Genomic DNA, 17,784 nt, shown 5'->3' on the forward strand with positions numbered 1-17,784 from the left:
TTTGCTAAATCGGGAACTTTTCACGTTCCCACTAGAATGACTATATGGCAATTAGTTTACGCGGTCTTCTGGAACATGACGAGCTCGATCTTCGGCCGCTAACTGAAAACAGTCACCGCGATGGCATGGTCATCACCTGGGGTGCGGTGACCGAGCTGCTCGACCCGTCTCAGTTCTTGACCGGACGCGAAATTGTCTTGACTACTGGCGTTCGCCAGAAAACCAAAGCCGCGCAACGGCAGTTCGTCAATGTCCTTGCGGCCAATGATGCCGTAGCTTTGGGTTTTGGTACAGGCCTGGAGCACGATTCAGTACCGCAGGCGACCGTCGACGCCGCCCGAGAAGTAGGACTTCCCGTCTTCGAAGTTCCCTATCAGATACCTTTTGCGGCGATCACCCGGCTGATCGCCGAAGCACTGAATGCTGATCATCTCAAGCGCGTTGAAGGCTTGCTGAAGTCCCACCAGAAGCTGGCCCAGACACTGCTCTCCTCGGATCTTGACAGCATGCTCGAGGAACTCGAACGCATGCTCGGCACCCAGGTGGCGCTGACCCTGCACGGAGAAGTGATCAGCGGCAACTATGATCCGGCGCAGTCCTGGCATGAACGCCCCGTGGCCACCGGGCTGCGCGACAAGTGCACCCTGCATATTGCCGAACCCTACGTCCACCAGCAAGTAGTCGACTACGCGCAGTCGCTGATCGGACTGGAACTGGCCAACAAGTCCCGGCTACGCGCTTCGCAGCGCCACGCCAACGGCCAAGTGCTCGAAGACCTCGCCGGCGGCGCCCTGGTCGGCGCCGATGCGGCTGCACGCCTGGGCGCTCTGGGCTTGAACACCCAGCGCGAGCACTCGGTCATCCTGGTGCAGGCGCCAAGCCAGATCGAGCGCTTGCAAACCCTGCCGCTGCCTTCCGATCTCTCCTCGCAGGTTTCGGCGATCATCGATGGCCGATTGGCAATCATCGTTGCGCATAGCAAGGTGCAGCTGTCGGTCAAGCACCTCGATGAGTATCTGCTCGCGGCCGGCATTCCGGCGCGCGTGGGCTACGGCGGACGCTACCCGAATACCACAGGCATCCGCTGGAGCTACTTCGAGGCCCTGGAGTCATTGCGCCACGGCGAACGGGTCAACGAGCCCACCAAGCTGTCACTCACCTCGCTCCTGCTCGCCGCCCACGATGTTCCCCTGCAGGATTTGGCCATCGAAGCGCTGGGGCCGCTGCAGGAGTTCGATGCCTCCCACGATTCCGACCTGTTGCTGACGTTGAGCGAGTATCTCAACCGCGATGGCTCGGTGGGCGCGGTGGCAGAGTCCATGGGCCTGCACCGCAACACGGTGCGCTACCGGATCCAGCAGATTTCAGACCTTTCCGGCTACGACCCGAATGTGACTAGCGACCGAGTCCAGCTCTGGATCGCGTTGAGCGCCCTTGAGCTAGGCTAATCTCGATAGGATAGAGACATGGCAGACATGTTTCTAGAGAAGTTCTGTTCCCTGGTTCCCAAGTACTTGGAAGACCAGTGGAACGAGGCCGATGGCCTGAGCGCCGAAGAATTGCGCGAAGGGCTGGCGCAGTCCGAGGTGCCAATTCCCTTCGTCCTTGAAGAGTTCTATCGTGCGCTGGGCAATAATGAAGATTTCATGGAGGCCTACCACTACTTCTTCGATCCGGAAGAACTGGAAATCGAAGACGGCTACCTCTTGTTCCTGGAAGACGAGGAAGAGAAGTTCGTCTGGGGCTTCAAGGCGTCCCAGCTCGATGTTCCCGATCCAATCGTCTACCGCCGCAACAATGCCAAGGGCAAATGGACCAGCGAGGAAGGCACCTTCAGCGAATTCACCCTGGACATGTTCGCCTGGATCTTCGAAGAGCTGGCCGCCGAATTGGAGGACTAGTGCTCCACCGTTCCCATGAACCAGCCAATTACGCGTGCCCTTTCTGCGAGCTGGTCAACGACCTGCCCTTCAGCCAGGACAACTTGTGCGCGCCCACAGATCTGATCTATCAGACCGAACTTGTGGCAGCGATCATGGCTTGTGATGGGTTCGGGAACTACGGCGGTCATGTGATGATCATTCCTACCGCGCATCTGGAGGCGCTCTATGACCTCGATGAGGCCACTGGTGCCGCGGTCATGCGCGAGACCAAGCGCGTCGCCTTGGCGATGAAGCTGGCCTGGGATCCGGAAGGCACGAGTACCCGGCAGCATAATGAGCCGGCGGGCAATCAGCACGTGTGGCATTATCACCAGCATGTTTTCCCGCGCTACGCCGATGACGAGCTCTATCGGCAGCTGCGCCACCGGGTTTCAATCCAGGAGCGGGCGAGCAAAGCGGAACAGCTGCGCCAGGCGCTCTTCTCCCCCGATCATCCGCAGCCGCTAACCTGCGAGGATATCGTCAGATAAGCAGGAGCATGCACGTGGGCAGAAGCAGGCCCGGAGCACAAGGAAACCCCGGAAGGCTTTCGCAGTCTTCCGGGGTTTCCTTGTTCAATCCCGTCTAGGCTTCGCGGGTAACCACCGCATCGGCGAAAGAGATCAGCGCCTGCTTCACGGTGCCCTCCGGCAGCGGAGCCAGGACGGCAATCGCATCATCGGCCCACTTGCGCGCGGCCTTCCAGGCATCGTGGATTGCCGGATGGGCGGTCACGGCTTCTACAGCGGCCGCCAGGGCTTCATCGCTGGTCAGGTCCGCATCGACCAGTTCGACAGCCTGCTGTGCTTGGGTATCGCCGTCCGCAGCCGCCTGGCGAAGCAGCAGAATCGGCAGGGTCGGCACGCCTTCGCGCAAATCAGTGCCCGGAGTCTTGCCCGAATCGGCTTCCTTGGATGCCAGGTCAATCACGTCATCGGCGACCTGGAAGGCAATGCCAACCTTCTCGCCGTACTCGCGCAGCACCTCGATGTAGTCAGGGGCGCCACCGAAACGCGCGCCGAAAGCACCGGAGGTCGAAAGCAGCGATGCGGTCTTGTCGCTGATCACCTGGATGTGGTGCTCGATGGCATCGTCGCCCTCGCGAGGGCCGATGGATTCATGCAGCTGTCCCAGGCACAGGCGTTCGAAGGTGCGTGATTGCCACATGACTGCTTCTGGGCCCAACTCGGAGCCGAACACCGAGGCACGGGCGAAGATCAGGTCGCCTGCGAGAATGGCAACGGAGTTTCCCCACACTTCGTGTGCGGTCGGTGCGCCGCGGCGCATCGGAGCGGAGTCCATGACGTCATCGTGGTACAAAGTGGCCAGGTGGGTGAGTTCCACGACAGCCGCCGCCTTGATGACCTCATCGTTGACACCATCGCCGAGCAGGGAGGTCAGCAGCACCAGCAACGGGCGTACGCGCTTGCCCCCGGCCTCGACCAGGTGGCGGCTGGATGCGTCAATCAAGGGATCGGAGTTGGCCAGCGCGTCGCGCAGCAGCTTCTCCACCTTTGCCATGCCCATGGAAATAGCCGGACCGAAGTCCGGATCCTCGGCCAGCAAAGCGAAGCCCGAGGGAAGATTGATGGCCGCAGCTAATGCAGCGGTTTCAGGATTCAGCTCAATCGAGTCGGACACGTCATGTCCGGCTGCGGTCCAGTTGCTCTTCGAATCAGTCACTGTTCTACGGCTTACTTATCTTTCATCGGGTTGGCCATCGCGGTGTGCGAAGGCAATCTTGCCTGCAAGATGCACGCAAACATCTCTTCACTCTAGCCGATGCTTTCCACTGCATATTGCTGGCATGGCCGGAGCCGGGCCTACCGGTCTGGTACCAGCGACCTGAGAGGTCGATTTAGAGTTTACCGGGTTCCCCCTGCAGTTCTCACCCGACCCGGCCGATCTCACAGGGGTGACCACAGACACCCGCAAGCCTTTTTCCCCGGCATTGCGCGGTAGGCTTAGCCTTATCATGTCTGCAGATTCGCCCGTTCTTAGCGCCAGCGCTCATCAGCCGTCGGCTCCTGTTCTCACCAGCATCACCTTCGAATACCTCGATGCCCCCGAAACACTGCTGGCCGACTCATTGCGTCACCGAAGCCTGGTATGGACCCGCAACGGCCACGGCTTGGTCGGCTTCGGCACTGCCGCCCGGCTGCACACCCACGGAGAAGAGCGCTTTGCGCGTGCGCGAGCCTGGTTCGCGCAGGTCACCGAGCAGGCTCGGATCATCGACCCGATCTCCCGCCCGGGCAGCGGCCTGGTGTCTTTTGGCTCTTTCGCGTTTTCCTTCACCAGCGTCTTCGAATCGCGCATGGTCATCCCCCAGCTGGTTATCGGCCGTGATGAGGAGACGTCCTGGGTCACCGTTACCGGCAGCGCCGAGGAACTTGACGGGCTGACCTACCAGCAGGCCCTGGCACGCGCCGAATCAGCGATGGCAGATGCATCCTTGCCGGCAGGCGAGCAGGGCAGCATCGAGCTGACCAGCGGACAGCTCACCGCCGGTTCCTATCTTGAAGCCGTGGACCGTGCGCTGGGCTATTTCGAGGAACGCGGAATCTCCAAACTGGTGCTGGCCCGTGACGTATTGGCGCATAGTTCCACCCCGATCAACTTGGCCCGCGTTGTCGATGCGCTGACCGAGCAGTATGGCAATTGCTGGACCTATTCTGTTGACGGCTTGGTGGGCGCTACCCCGGAGATGCTGGTGCGCGTGACCGGAGGCTTGGCCGAGGCCCGCGTCCTGGCCGGAACCCTGGACCGCGCTGCCGCTGGTGCCGAAGATCCCGACTTCGCGCACCGCAACCTCTTCGAAGATCCGAAGCAGCGCAATGAGCACCAGCTGGCTATTGATTCGCTTACCGCGTCCTTGAATCCCATTTCGCACGGCATGAATGCTCCGGACGAACCATTCATTCTCCAGCTTCCCAATGTGTGGCATTTGGCCAGCGATGTCCGTGCCCAGTTGCGCGCAGATGGCGCCGGTATCCTGCCTACTGCACTGGATGTTGCCGAGATTTTCCATCCCACCGCAGCCGTGTGCGGCACCCCGACCAAGAAGGCCGGCGTGCTCTTGCGCGAACTGGAAGGAATGGACCGCGGCCCGTATGCCGGTCCGGTCGGCTGGGTTGACAGCCGTGGAGATGGCGAATTCGGCATCGCCTTGCGCGGCGGAATCCTGGAAGACGAGAAGCTGATGCGCCTGTACGCCGGCTGCGGCATTGTCCCCGGCTCGGTGCCGGAAGATGAATTAGCCGAGTCGTGGGCCAAGATGCGTCCCATGCGCCAAGCCTTGGGAGCCGAATAGGCCCAGTCCGTGCGAGGGACGATGGCCGGGTAGCACCCGGTTGAGCATAAACAATCCTTACTCTCGGCGCGTCATGTGTGAGGTGAATCTCAGCCTAGTGCTGGCGTGGTTATGATTATGGCTACGCAGTGATCCACTCGCATTACCCGAAAGTAGGTTCTGATCCTATGCGTAGTCTCAAGAAGAAGTTCGCCTCCGCAGTTGCCGTCACCTCCGTTGCACTGCTGGCGCTCACCGCCTGCGGTTCCGGCTCCGGTTCTGAAGGTGAAGCCGAAGCTGGTTCCTTCCCGCTCAACGAAGGCAAGCTCACCATTTGCTCAGATATTCCTTACGAGCCATTCGAGTTCGTCAAGGATGGCAAGAACGTCGGATTCGACATGGACATCGCAGCTGAGATTGCCAAGGATGCAGAACTGGATCTGAACGTCATCGACGCCAGCTTCGATTCCATCGAATCCGGCCTGTTCAACACCCAATGCGATATCGCGATCTCCTCCATCTCGATCACCGAAGAGCGTTCGGCCAAGATGGATTTCTCCACCCCGTACATGGATGACGACCTGGTGCTGATTTCGGCAGACGATTCCGGCATCAAGGATCTTGAAACCGCCAAGGACAAAAAGGTCGGCGTCCAGCAGGCGACCACCGGTGAGAAGTACGCCAAGGAACAGGGCCTGACCAACATCGTCGGCTTCGAGGATGCCGGGCTGCAGACCCAGGCGCTGCTGGCTGGCCAGGTCGACGCGCTGCTGGGCAACCAGTCGGTACTCGGCTACTCCATCAAGGACAAAGAAGGCTTCAGCGTTGTTGCCGACTTCAAGACCGGCGAGCAGCTGGGCGTTGCAGTTCCAAAGGACCAGCCAGAGACTCTGGAGCTGGTCAATGGCACCCTTAAGCGCTTGACTGATGCAGGAACCATGGAAGAACTGACCGTGAAGTGGTTCGGAGAGAAGTAATTCTCGAGCATCATCTGATTTCAAGGCAAGCGGGGGCATCGGGCTGCGCCCACAGGTTGGCAGCCCTGCCTCCGCTTCCTGCATGAGAGGTAATCAAGCATGGCAATGACCACCCGTCAGCGCGCCCGCATGAGCAAGACCATCCAGATCGCCATCTTCATCATCGCGATCATCGCATTGGTCTTGGCAGTCGACTGGGACAAGGCAGTCTACGCCTTCTTCTCCTTCGACAAGCTGGGGCCAATGTTCCCAGGCATGATCCTGGTGGGCCTGAAGAACACCATCTTCTACACCATCATTTCCTTCGCCTTCGGCTTGGTCCTTGGCCTGCTTCTGGCACTGATGAAAATGGCGTCATTTGCGCCCTACCGCTGGTTCGCCACCGCATTCATTGAATTCTTCCGCGGCGTCCCGGCAATCCTGGTGCTCTTGGCCTTCGGCTTCGGCTTGCCGCAGGCCTTTGGAACACAGTGGCCGCAGCCGGTCAACGTCATGTGCGCCCTGGGCTTGGTCTCGGCAGCATACATTGCAGAAACCCTGCGTGCAGGCTTGCAGGCAGTGCCCAAGGGGCAGACCGAAGCCGCTCGTTCACTGGGCATGCCAGCATGGCGCGCCATGGTCACCATCGTGATCCCGCAGGCCTTCAAGATCGTCTTGCCGCCGATGACCAACGAAATCATCCTGCTGACCAAGGACACCTCCTTGGCCTTCATCCTCGGTGCTTCGATGGCCCAGTACGAAATGACCAAGTTCGGCCGCGACGGCATCTCGCAAATCGATGCCGGCATCACCCCGCTGGTTGTCGCCGGCCTGTTCTACTTGGTGATCACCATCCCGCTGAGCTTGGTGGCCCGCAAGTTCGAATCCCGCGCCGCAAAGACCAAGCGATAGAGAGGACCTGGAAATGTCGAGCGACACCAATAAGCTTTCAGTCCATGCTTCGGGCGTGGAAATCACCGGACTGCGCAAGGCCTACGGCAGCAACGAAGTGCTCAAGGGCATTGACCTGAATGTTGCTCCGGGCGAGGTGGTCTGCCTGATCGGTCCTTCCGGCTCGGGAAAGTCCACCCTGCTGCGCTGCGTGAACCTGCTGGAGCAGCCAAATGGCGGCACCATCATGGTCGGCGGCTTCAACGCCACCGATCCCGATGTGAACCTGGACAAGATGCGCCAGCAAGTGGGCATGGTCTTCCAGCAGTTCAACCTGTTCCCGCACCTGACGGTGCTGGAAAACTGCACCGTTTCGCCTATCAAGGTGCTCAAGCGCAAGAAGGCCGAGGCGGAGAAAATCGCCTTGGGCCACCTGGAACGCGTAGGGCTGGGCGACTTCGGCGACCGCTACCCCGATCAGCTTTCCGGCGGCCAGCAGCAGCGCGTAGCCATCGCACGCGCGCTGTCCATGGAACCGACCCTGATGCTTTTCGATGAGCCAACCAGTGCGTTGGACCCGGAAACCGTAGGCGAGGTGCTGTCCATCATGAAGAACCTGGCCCAGGCGGGCATGACCATGCTCGTGGTCACCCACGAGATGGCATTCGCCAAGGAAGTTGCAGACCGGGTGTTCTTCATGGACGGCGGGGTCGTGGTGGAAGAAGGCAAGGCAGCGGATGTCATCGGCAATCCGCAGCAGCCGCGTACGCAGGACTTCCTACGCCGCGTGCTCGATCCGACGCACGTCGACATCTAAGCACCACAGCGCATCAGGAATCCCCTGCGTTGCCAGTGAAATGTACTGGCAGCGCAGGGGATTCCTTTTTGTCTCGCAGCGGCCTTCAGGGGGTTGGCCAGGACAGCTGCCCGATCGCCTGGTTCAGCTCAAGCGTCTCGGCGCGCAGGTTGCTGCGCGAGGCCGGCACTTCAATCAGCCGCAGGTTTGCCGTGCGCCGTGCGGCCAGAACGGCGCCAAGCTCTTCCTTGGTTTCTGCTTTGGCGTACTGCCAGCCATAGGCTTCGGCGAGCGCAGGCAGGCTCAGCCGCTGCGGGGTGGCAAAGAGCCGTTCCACCGCATTGGCGTAGCGGCCCGAAGCGTCTACTTCACCGTGCTCCAAGGTGGAGAAGATTGCTCCTCCCCCGTCGTTGTAGACCACGATGTCCACCACGGGCTGCTCTTCACCCGGAGTCCAGGACAGCGAGCTGGCGTCATGGGCGAAGGTGATGTCCCCCATCACCGCCAGTGTCGGACGCTTGCTGCCCTGGGCCAGTCCCAGGGCGGTGGCGATGGTTCCATCGATTCCGGCCAGGCCGCGATTGGCGTGCACTCTCATGGTCCGTGCTGGTGCTGGGCGAGCCGCCAGGTCGAAGTCGCGGACAATGTTCGACGAGCCGAGCAACAGAACTTCCGGCGCGTGTTCCCAAATGGCCTCGGCGACAGTTGCCCCATTGACTGACGATGCACGGCTAAGGCCCTGGCGCACCTCCAGCGCCTGCGCATCGAGCTGCTGCCATGATTCCAGCCAGCCCTCTGCACCGATGCCTGCGAATTGGCGCAGCTCGCTCCAGGAACTGACCGGGGTCTCGCGCCGCCGGCCCTCCTCATACCAGGCCACCGGCACCGGCTGCCAGATCGCTGATTTGATTGCCGGGTCGGCCAGCAGCTTGCCCACCGGTCGGCTTAGGGTCGGGCGGCCGAAAAGCACCACGCGTTCAATGCGCTCAAGGCCCACGGTGATCAGCGGGCGGTAGTGGCCTATGGCATTGGCCGAGAAACGTGCGTTGGACGATGGCTCGGCGAACAATGGCAGCCCCAGGTCCTGGGCGAATTGCTGCGCCTCCTCGCCAGCCCCATGCCCGGCGACGACCACGCTCCGGCGTGGCTTGAGCTGCTGGACGGGCAGGGTCGACATATCCGGCTGGCGCGGTGCCGGCCATTGCACGGGTTCAATCGCAGTCCAGCGTTGTTCCTCGATGCGCTCTTGGGGTGCTGGAGTCAGCGGATCCCGGAACTGCAGGTTCAATTGGACCGGTCCGGCCGGATCCTGCTCGTTGCCGGCCAAGGCAGCCAAGACCTGTGCGAGTTCATGCTGCGGGTCAGCACCGGCAGGAACATTGGCCGCCAGGCGCACGTGCTCGCCAAAGAGGTTTTTCTGGCGGGTGCTCTGGCTTGCCCCGGTGCCGTGCAATTCATCGGGGCGATCAGCAGAAAGAACCAGCAGCGGTGTCGCCGTGTGGTTGGCTTCCATCACCGCCGGTAGCATCTGCCCGATGGCCGAGCCGCTGGTGGCGGCCACTGCTGCCGGCCGCCCGGTGCCTTGGGCCAGGCCCAGTGCCATGAACGCGGCGGAGCGTTCATCGATGCGCACGTGGATATCCAGGATCCCGGCAGCCGCCGCCTCGGCCGCGGCGTAGGCCAACGGGGCGCTGCGTGAACCGGGAGAAATCACCAGATCCCTGATTCCCGCCTGGATCACTGCGGAGAGTACGTGGCGAGCGGTGGTGATGGCGCGTTGCTCGTCAGGTTGCTGCATTCCCACGCTGCGTGACTCCTTAGATTCCATAGCTGAAGGCAATTATCCAAGTCTATGCCTTGGGCTGCCGGAGAACCGACTTGGAATGCGCCACGGCGCCGGCAGGATCCTCTGATGGATCCTGCCGGCGCCCTGGAAGCTTGGCCTGGAGCTGCGCCTACTTGTTGCGGCCCTTGCCCTTGCCCGGCTTCGCGTCTTCCTTGAAGACCTGGACTACCGATGGGCGTGGACCGTAGAACTGGCCCCTGCCTGCTTCTGCCGCGTTCTTCACGAAATCGGGGAACAGTGAGGTAGGGCTGGCGAAGCTGCCGCCTTCGCCCGGGTGCTGCACGGCAACGAAGACCGAGTTGTCCTTGTCATGGATCAGCGGGCCGCAGGTCTCTGCGCCGGTTGGCACGGCCAGGAACTGCTCGACGCGGCCGCGATCCTTGCCGGTCAGGGTGACCTTGTGCAGTGCATCGGAGTAGCCGATGGTGCCGGGTGCGCCGTCGGTGGAGATCCACAGGTTGCCCTTGGAGTCGAAGGCCAGGTTGTCCGGGCAGGAGATTGGCGAGACCTTGTCGGCTGGGTAGCCGGAGAAGTAGGTCGATCCGTTCACATTGGGGTCACCGGCCACCAGCAGAATGTTCCAGGTGAACTTCGCCGCGGTGGCGTCGTTTCCGGCTTCGGTGATTTCCAGTACGTGGCCATCGCGGTTGCGGACGCGCGGGCTGACTTCGGTGGCGCCTTCCTTGCCTTCCTTGCCGCGGTCGGTGTTGTTGGTCAGCGCCACGTAGACCTTGCCGGAGACAGGGCTCGGCTCGACATCTTCCGGGCGGTCCAGCTTGGTGGCTCCGACCTTGTCGGCTGCCTGGCGGGTGTAGACCAGCACCTCGTCGATGCTCATGCCCTCGACCTTGGATTCGCCATTCTTCACCAGCGGCAGCCAGGTGCCCATGCCGTCGAAGGCACCATCGGACGGGACAGCGCCGCTGCCGTCGATTTCGCTTGCTGGCGAGTTGCCTTCGAACTTCGCAACGTACAGGTCGCCCTCGGAAAGCAGGCCCATGTTGTGCTTGCGATCGTGCTTGGAATAGGTGTTCTTCGAGACGAACTTGTACAGGTATTCGAAGCGCGAGTCGTCGCCGGAGTACGCAACGACCTTGCCGTTCTTGGCAATGCGCACATTGGCGCCTTCGTGCTTGAAGCGGCCCAGGCTGGTGTGCTTGACCGGGGTGGAGGTTGGGTCCTGCGGATCGATTTCGACGACCCAGCCGAAGCGGTTAGCCTCGTTCTCGTAGCCGTCGTTGTGCAGGCCGAAACGCGGGTCGATGTCTTCCCAGCCTCGGCCGGTCGCGCCGGTGCCGATGCCGTAGCGGGCTTCCTGAGCGGTGCCCTTGCCGCGGAAGTACTGGTCGAAGTTCTCTTCGCCGGAGAGCACGGTGCCCCACGGGGTCGTGCCGCCGGCGCAGTTGTTCAGGGTGCCAAGGACCTTGGTTCCGGTTGGATCAGCGGCGGTCTTGAGCAGGTCGCTGCCTGCCGCCGGGCCGTCTACCAGGAATTCGGTGCTGGCGGTGATGCGGCGGTTGCGCTCGCCACCCTGCACGTAGCTCCACTTCTTGTCACTCTTCTTGCGCTTGACCTCGACGACCGAGAAGCCATGGGCGTTCATCGCGATCTTGCGGGCTTCGTCCTTGTTCGCTTCGAACCAGGCAGCGTCGAACATCATGTCTTCATTGGTGTATTCGTGGTTGGCCACCAGCACGCCGGTACGGCCCGAATACTTGTCGACGATGATGTCCAGGTAGTCGCAGTTGTAGCCGAACTGCTCGGCCTGCTTGCGGGCCGACTGCTTGGAGGCGTCGAATGCCGGGGTGTTCTTGAAGAGCGGATCGCCCCAGCGGATGATGGCGTTCCAGTCGTAGCCGTCAGGAACTGAAACGGTATCTACCGAACGCGACACCGGCTCAATGGCGTCGAACGAAAGGTGTCCGCCCTTGCCTGGCTTCATTGGCACCAGTGGCGCCGCGGTCGCGTCGGCTGCGCCGAAGAGCTGCGGGCCGATGACCAGTGCCGAGGCGCCGACGGCGCCCAGGCCAAGCATGCTGCGGCGGGACATCGACTTGTCGGCGATGTCCTTGAAGTAGCCATTGGACGAAGTGTTGCAATCCGGCTTGGTGCAGGCGTCAGCGCACTTGAAGTGGCAAGTAGCTGCAGAACGGCCGCCGCGGGTGTGGCCCAGCATTGGCAAAAAGGTACGGGTTGGATTCATGATCCGCTCACTTCCTCAGTATGTGGCTCATCGTCAGGGGAATGACTCGAACTGAGGTTTTCACTTGGAAGTGTTCTAAAAGCGACGCAAAGGTGAACGCCAGGGAAACAGATTCCTGAGTAGTGCTATTCCCTAGCCAGTTCCGCATAACAAGATTCCAGCCGCTGCCGCCACCAGCCTACGCGCGCCTCTTCTGGACGCAGGCTCTCCAGTTTCTGGTGATCCGGCTCAATGCGGCGCACCGGCAAATATCCGGCGGTAGCCAGCAACGGCTCGGCACAAACGTCTTCGGCGAACAAGGTACCGGTAGACAGGCCGCAGGCATAGGGCAATGCTGGCAGTGCGCTGGCCAAGGCTGCCGCTTGGGCCAGGCCTACCGAGGTATCCAATGCGCTGGAGACGACGACATCCAGTTCCGCGTGCTTGGCAATGTCCAGCACAGCGCTGATGCCGCCCAGCGGCTGGGCCTTGATGACCATCAGATCCGCCGCGCCCAACCGCGAGACTTCCAGGGGGTCGGTGTGCTTGCGTACCGCTTCATCTGCGGCGATCTTCAACGGGTTTCCGGTGTTGCGCAGTTGCTCGCGGACTTCCGCCAGCCCGGTAATGCCAGGCACTGGTTGTTCTGCGTATTGCAGGTCGTACTCGCTCAGTGCTTTCAGTGCGGGAACGGCCTGGGCGATATCCCACCCCATATTGGCGTCCACGCGCAGCGCTGCCTGCGGGTAGAGCCGCCGGGTTTCAGCCACGCGGGCCAGGTCTTCGTCGAGGCATTGGCCCTGTTCTGCCACCTTGATCTTGATGGTGTGCGGCGCGTCGTAGCGTTCAAGAACCGCCCCTACATCCTTCGCCGCAACCGCTGGCAGGGTGGCGTTGACCGGGATACTGGTGCGCAGCGGTTCGGGGAACGGCTGGTAGGCGGCCTCGATTCCGGCGGCCAGCCATCGCGCGGCTTCCGCAGCTCCGTACTCGGTAAAGGCAGAGAATTCGCCCCAGCCTTCCGGCCCTTCGATCAGCAGGGCCTCGCGCTGGGTGACGCCACGGAATTTCACGCGCATCGGAAGGCGGACAACATGGGAATGCGCCAGCAATTCTTCAAGGGGCGGTAGTTCAAAGCTCATAGTCCAAGCCTAGCGAGCGTGGGCATGGTTACATGCCTGAACGGTGCCGTTCCGCCTGCCGGATATGACACCCTAGAGATATGCCACGCCATTCAGCCTCCACGCGCCCGCACCATATCAGGTGGTGGTGGGCCTTGCTGCTGCTGGTTGCGCTTTTCTGTCTTGAGTACATATTTTTCGTTCAGCAACGCAGTGGGCAATGGGCGGATCAGGCAGGATTCATCGCGTGGTCGCAATGGTGGCCCCGGACCGACTTGCTCAATCCGGTCCGCGAATTCCTGGATCTCTTGCCAGCAATTTGTGGCGCGATTGCTGCAGTATTCCTGCTGTATCGGGTGATTCGCGACCGCCATTTCCTTCGGGCCATCGTAGCGATCCTCGCGGCCGCAGCCGCAGCCGGCACTACGCAGCTTCTGAAGCACGAGGTCTTGACCCGCCCGGATTTCAATTTCGGCACCACAGGAAATTCCTTCCCCTCGGGACATACCACCGCCGCCGCTGCCGCCATGGGACTGATGTATCTGGTGTCGCCACCGAAGCTGCGTCCAGTGGTGCAACCGATTGCCTGGTTATTCGCCACGGTGACGGGACTGGCCACCCTGATATGCGGCTGGCACCGCCCAAGCGACATTGCCGCTGGTTTCGTGGTGGCAGGATTCTGGCTGGTTCTGGCTTCGGCAGTGCTCCAGCGCATCCAGCCGCTGAGCCACGAAGTTCCCAAGGGATCCTGGTCGAGGAATGTCGGGGCGGGCAGCTTGGTTCTCTGGGCTGCGGTCATCGGATTGTCATTCGTCCTGCCGCACCCGCACATCCAGAAAATTCCGGAGTTCCTGCAACTGGCCTACGCTGTCTTGGGGATTATCCATGTCGTGGCCGCGTCGCTGGTATCCGGCTTAGTGCTGCGCTCGGTGGTTATCGGCCCCATGCGCACCTTAAAGAAATAGGGCACCGGCACAGGAATCAAGCAGGCTGCTGTTCCGCCTAGCCCATGCGGGCGTTGAGAACGTCCGCGGCCTGCAGTGAGTCCGGAATGGTCACGGCGAATCGCTTCTTGTTCTTGAGGTCGAAAACGAGGCCTTCGTGTTCTTTCATCACGATGGCCGAACCGCCTGGAATGATCCGCCAGCCCCAGCCTCCCCACATCATGGGATTGATCTTTTCGCTGGTCACAGATTCAATGTCAGTGATCTTGATAGTTCGCATTGGGATCCCCAAGAGCGCGGAAGATACCCGGAAACGATCGCCGATGATGGATACGCGGATCCAGATCACGCCTAGCATCAGCACGCAGACTGCGGCTGACAGGGCCACGGGAAGGATGACGCTCGCCAAGCTGCTGTCGTGGCTTCCACCGGCCAGAAAGGGCAGCACTACAACAACGATCAGTGTTGCGAACAGCACGAAGCATAGCATCCACATCCACCATGGTGCGGCCATAGTTTGCTTGAACTCCGCTTGCCTGGAATCTGGCTGTGGCTCGGCGAATGCCTCCGCCGAGTCAGTCCGCTGTACGCTTTGGGCTGCATCGATTCGTTGCTGGCGGCCCTCGTTGAACTGCCATGTGCACTGCTGGTAGATGCCGCTGGCCCACAGCGGCGCTATGCCCAGCAACGCGCAGGCAATAAGCAAAACCATCATGCCGCCCAGCACTGCCGTTTCAGGTGTTTCGGCGAGCGCTGTCGCTGCCGCCGAGCTGACGAAAACGCCAGCTGCACTCCACGCGAGCAGGCCACCGGCAAAGAGCAGCATCATGAGCAAAGCCGGTTTGTTGCGCAGCATCAAGGAGAACATCCCGGTGATGGCACCAATGATGGTCAGCCCGATGCAGACCGGGACAAAGACGGCGGTTCGGGTGAACCCGTCCGGGTAGGTAGAGCTCCAGTGCGTGGCGGTCATTTCCGGCAGGTCGCCAGCAAGCAGCGCATAGGTGGCACCCGAAAGGGCTGCCGGGAGAAGAAGCAGCAGGCAGGTCAGCGGCCGATTCCTGATTCCGGTCCCTGCGATTGCCATCCCGATCCCCTGCTTACGCTGCTTTGTGCCGGTTGGCCCACTTTCCGAGCAAGCAGACGGGCGCAACTTATTTCCAGCACAGAAATGATTATCGATTTTACTCTACCAACTAGCGGTTGACATGGGAATGAATCGTCGGGCATTGAAACAATGCCAGCAAAAAGAATGATGCCCGCCGTTCCTCCTGAGGGTCGACGGGCACCATGCTCACTCGCAAGAGCGAGAACTGGGCAGTGTGGACGCTAGAGCGACGCCAACGCGGCCTTTGGATCTGTCATCGCGTCAGCGACATAGCGCATGAAGCCGGCCGCGGTTCCGCCATCGCAAACCCGGTGGTCGAAGCTCAGTGTCATCTCGCAGATGGAGCGGACCTTGATCTTGCCATTGACCACCCACGGCTTCTCGACGATGCGTCCAAGCCCCAGGATGGCAGCTTCCGGGTAGTTGATGATGGCCGCGGAGCCGTCAACATTGAACACGCCATAGTTGTTGATGGTGAAGGTGCTGCCGGACAGGTCTGCAACGCCGGCCTTGCCCTCGCGTGCCACCGAAGCCAGCCGAGCGAACTCGGCCGACAGTTCCTTGGCATTCAGCTTGTGGGCATCGCGCACATTGGGCACAACCAGGCCGCGGTCGGTCTGGGCGGCGAAGCCAAGGTTCACGCCCTCGAAGAGGGTATGGCGCAATCCACCATCAGCCTCAACGTCGATGCGGCTGTTCAGTTCCGGGAAACGCTGCAATCCGGCCACAGCGAAGCGCGCGACCAGCGCCATGACGCTCGGGGCCTGGCCGTCTGCCTCCTTGATCTTCGAACGCAGCTTCAGCAGCTTGGTGACGTCGACATCCACCCACACGGTCGCTTCGGGGATCTCCCGGCGCGACGTGCTCATCGCGTTGGCGATGGTCTTGCGCACGCCCGAAAGCACCTGTGAGGAAGCTACAGGCAGGCCGGTCTTCGCATCAGCTTCCCCAGTTTGGGCCACCGGCACCGCCACCGAGGCCGAAGCTGAGGCTGCGGGAGTTGGCATCGGCGCTGCAGGTGTTGCCGTTTCAGGCTGCACCGCATCAGCTGACAAGGCGGCTTCCACGTCTGCGCGCAGAATCAGCCCTTCTGGACCGGTGCCCTGAACCGTGGTGATGTCCAATGCGTTGTCACGAGCCAGCTTGCGTACCAGCGGGTTGATCACGCGCACCGCTTCAGCTGGTGCCTGGACTGCGGCCGACGCGACCCCTGAGCGCGGCTTGCGCCGGCGGCTGGTCTTGCGCTGGGCAGAGGAGGTGCCGTAGCCAATGAGCACATTTCCGCTGCCTTCATCGGATTCTGCATCCTCCTCGGCAGGAACCTGGGTGCCGGCACGCTCTTCCTCGCGGTAGGACTGGGCACGTTCGGCTTCTTCGCCTGCAGGAGTCGTTGCGTCTTCACCGCCGGTGTTCACCGAAATAAAGGGCTCGTCCACCAGCATCATCTGGCCGGCATCCCCATGCAAGGTGGAGACGACGCCTTCGAATGGGCAAGGAATTTCCACCAGCGACTTCGCGGTTTCCACCTCTGCAATGGGCTGGTCGACCGCAACGACGTCACCGGCGGCAACCATCCAACGCACCAGCTCGGCTTCGGTCAGCCCTTCGCCAAGGTCTGGCAAGAGGAAAGTCTTGATGCTCATTTACGCCTCCCACTGAAGCTGGTCAACCGCGTCGAGAATTCGTTCGGCGCTTGGCAGATGGAACTTTTCCAGCGTTGGTGCCGGATAAGGAATATCGAATCCGGTCACGCGGAGCACCGGAGCCGCCAACGAGTGGAAGCAGCGTTCCTGCACCCGGGCTACGATTTCGCTGGCTACCGAGGCGAAGCCCTGGGCTTCGGCGACCACGATGGCCCGACCGGTCTTGCGCACCGATGCGCAGACGGTCTCGTCATCGAATGGCACAATGCTGCGGATGTCAACTACTTCCAGGCTGATGCCTTCTTCGGCTGCCAGCTTGGCGGCTTCCATTGCGGTGGAAACGCTTGGACCATAGGTGATCAGCGTGGCATCGCTGCCCGGGCGGGCGATGCGTGCCTGCCCCTCGGTCGTGGCGCTCTTCTTTGCCTCGTACTGTTCGGCCAGGTGCCCAAGGTCAACCTGTTCCTTGGACCAGTACAGCTTCTTCGGCTCGAAGAAGACCACCGGATCATCCGAATCGATGGCTTCGCGCAGCATCAGGTAGGCGTCCTCGACGCACGAGGGGGTGAAGACCTTCAGGCCCGGGGTGTGCGCGTAGTAGGCTTCCGAGGAATCGCAGTGGTGCTCCACGCCGCCGACGCCGCCGGCGTAAGGAATGCGGATCACCATTGGCAGATTCAGCTTGCCCTGGGTGCGGTTGCGCATCTTGGCAACATGCGAAGCGATCTGCTCGAAGGCCGGGTAGGCGAACGCATCGAACTGCATCTCGATGACCGGTCGCATGCCGTTGATGGCCATTCCTACGGCCATGCCGACGATGCCGGATTCGGCCAGAGGAGTGTCGAAGCAGCGCTCGGAGCCGAAGCGCGCGGTCAGGCCATCGGTGATGCGGAAGACACCGCCGAGGGTTCCCACATCCTCTCCGAAGATCACTACCGAGTCATCGGCAACCAGCGCATCGGCCAAGGCGGTATTCAGCGCCTTGCCGAAGGTCACCGGCTGGTTCTCGTTGGCAGCCTTTGCTGCGGCTCGTGCGGTGGCAGCGCTGACGTTCGGGTTCACGCGCGAAGTAGTGGCAGTCAT

The 17,784-nt window shown here is 61.6% G+C and carries 15 protein-coding genes; 8 read left to right on the forward strand and 7 right to left on the reverse strand.

Features of this window, described 5'->3' with window-relative positions:
- The first annotated feature begins 44 nt into the window (after positions 1–44).
- The 3 genes from ACLQ8T_RS12020 to ACLQ8T_RS12030 are packed head-to-tail and all read left to right on the forward strand — an operon-like array spanning position 45 to position 2,413.
- Positions 45–1,448, forward strand: coding sequence for a PucR family transcriptional regulator (locus tag ACLQ8T_RS12020; RefSeq protein WP_413454749.1), 1,404 nt, complete (start codon positions 45–47; stop codon positions 1,446–1,448).
- Positions 1,449–1,466: 18 nt separating this feature from the next.
- Positions 1,467–1,901, forward strand: coding sequence for a hypothetical protein (locus ACLQ8T_RS12025; protein WP_413454750.1), 435 nt, complete (start codon positions 1,467–1,469; stop codon positions 1,899–1,901).
- The gene (locus ACLQ8T_RS12030; RefSeq protein ID WP_204722668.1) at positions 1,901–2,413 is read left to right on the forward strand and encodes an HIT domain-containing protein; all 513 of its coding nucleotides are present in this window, start codon (positions 1,901–1,903) and stop codon (positions 2,411–2,413) included. The genes ACLQ8T_RS12025 and ACLQ8T_RS12030 overlap by 1 nt, the downstream gene beginning before the upstream one ends.
- Positions 2,414–2,507: 94 nt before the next feature.
- Here the strand turns inward: ACLQ8T_RS12030 and ACLQ8T_RS12035 are convergent, their stop codons facing one another.
- Complete coding sequence (locus ACLQ8T_RS12035) at positions 2,508–3,605, reverse strand: polyprenyl synthetase family protein (RefSeq protein WP_204722669.1); 1,098 nt, start codon at positions 3,603–3,605, stop codon at positions 2,508–2,510.
- 292 nt (positions 3,606–3,897) lie between these two features.
- Here ACLQ8T_RS12035 and ACLQ8T_RS12040 point away from each other — a divergent pair, with 292 nt between their 5' ends.
- The 4 genes from ACLQ8T_RS12040 to ACLQ8T_RS12055 all read left to right on the forward strand — a co-directional run bounded on the left by ACLQ8T_RS12040 (position 3,898) and on the right by ACLQ8T_RS12055 (position 7,878).
- Complete coding sequence (locus tag ACLQ8T_RS12040; protein WP_413454751.1) at positions 3,898–5,235, forward strand: isochorismate synthase; 1,338 nt, start codon at positions 3,898–3,900, stop codon at positions 5,233–5,235.
- A 167-nt stretch (positions 5,236–5,402) separates the two neighbouring features.
- On the forward strand, positions 5,403–6,191 hold the full coding sequence (locus tag ACLQ8T_RS12045; protein WP_413454752.1) for a transporter substrate-binding domain-containing protein: 789 nt from the start codon (positions 5,403–5,405) through the stop codon (positions 6,189–6,191).
- Between the two features lie 99 nt (positions 6,192–6,290).
- Complete coding sequence (locus ACLQ8T_RS12050; protein WP_073705867.1) at positions 6,291–7,082, forward strand: amino acid ABC transporter permease; 792 nt, start codon at positions 6,291–6,293, stop codon at positions 7,080–7,082.
- Between the two features lie 13 nt (positions 7,083–7,095).
- A complete protein-coding gene (locus ACLQ8T_RS12055; RefSeq protein WP_066140860.1) occupies positions 7,096–7,878 on the forward strand; it encodes an amino acid ABC transporter ATP-binding protein in 783 nt (260 codons plus the stop codon).
- A gap of 85 nt (positions 7,879–7,963) precedes the next feature.
- On the opposite strand, the gene menD is transcribed toward ACLQ8T_RS12055, so the two are convergent.
- From menD to ACLQ8T_RS12070, 3 genes are all read right to left on the reverse strand, one after another.
- On the reverse strand, positions 7,964–9,655 hold the full coding sequence (gene menD, locus ACLQ8T_RS12060) for a 2-succinyl-5-enolpyruvyl-6-hydroxy-3-cyclohexene-1-carboxylic-acid synthase (protein ID WP_413456409.1): 1,692 nt from the start codon (positions 9,653–9,655) through the stop codon (positions 7,964–7,966).
- Positions 9,656–9,812: 157 nt separating this feature from the next.
- The gene (locus ACLQ8T_RS12065) at positions 9,813–11,906 is read right to left on the reverse strand and encodes a PhoX family protein (RefSeq protein WP_204722675.1); all 2,094 of its coding nucleotides are present in this window, start codon (positions 11,904–11,906) and stop codon (positions 9,813–9,815) included.
- A 125-nt stretch (positions 11,907–12,031) separates the two neighbouring features.
- Positions 12,032–13,027, reverse strand: a complete 996-nt coding sequence (locus ACLQ8T_RS12070) for an o-succinylbenzoate synthase (RefSeq protein WP_413454753.1) — start codon at positions 13,025–13,027, stop codon at positions 12,032–12,034.
- 134 nt (positions 13,028–13,161) lie between these two features.
- Here ACLQ8T_RS12070 and ACLQ8T_RS12075 point away from each other — a divergent pair, with 134 nt between their 5' ends.
- The gene (locus tag ACLQ8T_RS12075; RefSeq protein WP_413454754.1) at positions 13,162–13,971 is read left to right on the forward strand and encodes a phosphatase PAP2 family protein; all 810 of its coding nucleotides are present in this window, start codon (positions 13,162–13,164) and stop codon (positions 13,969–13,971) included.
- A gap of 37 nt (positions 13,972–14,008) precedes the next feature.
- Here ACLQ8T_RS12075 and ACLQ8T_RS12080 read toward each other — a convergent pair whose 3' ends face one another.
- From ACLQ8T_RS12080 to ACLQ8T_RS12090, 3 genes are all read right to left on the reverse strand, one after another.
- A complete protein-coding gene (locus ACLQ8T_RS12080; protein ID WP_413454755.1) occupies positions 14,009–15,037 on the reverse strand; it encodes a hypothetical protein in 1,029 nt (342 codons plus the stop codon).
- Between the two features lie 242 nt (positions 15,038–15,279).
- Positions 15,280–16,701 carry a dihydrolipoamide acetyltransferase family protein gene (locus tag ACLQ8T_RS12085; RefSeq protein ID WP_413454756.1) on the reverse strand — a complete coding sequence of 474 codons (1,422 nt, stop codon included), beginning with the start codon at positions 16,699–16,701 and terminating at the stop codon, positions 15,280–15,282.
- Positions 16,702–17,784 carry an alpha-ketoacid dehydrogenase subunit beta gene (locus ACLQ8T_RS12090; RefSeq protein ID WP_413454757.1) on the reverse strand — a complete coding sequence of 361 codons (1,083 nt, stop codon included), beginning with the start codon at positions 17,782–17,784 and terminating at the stop codon, positions 16,702–16,704.

It is taken from the genome of Glutamicibacter sp. FR1 (assembly GCF_047300825.1).
Classification (GTDB): Bacteria; Actinomycetota; Actinomycetes; order Actinomycetales; family Micrococcaceae; genus Glutamicibacter; species Glutamicibacter nicotianae.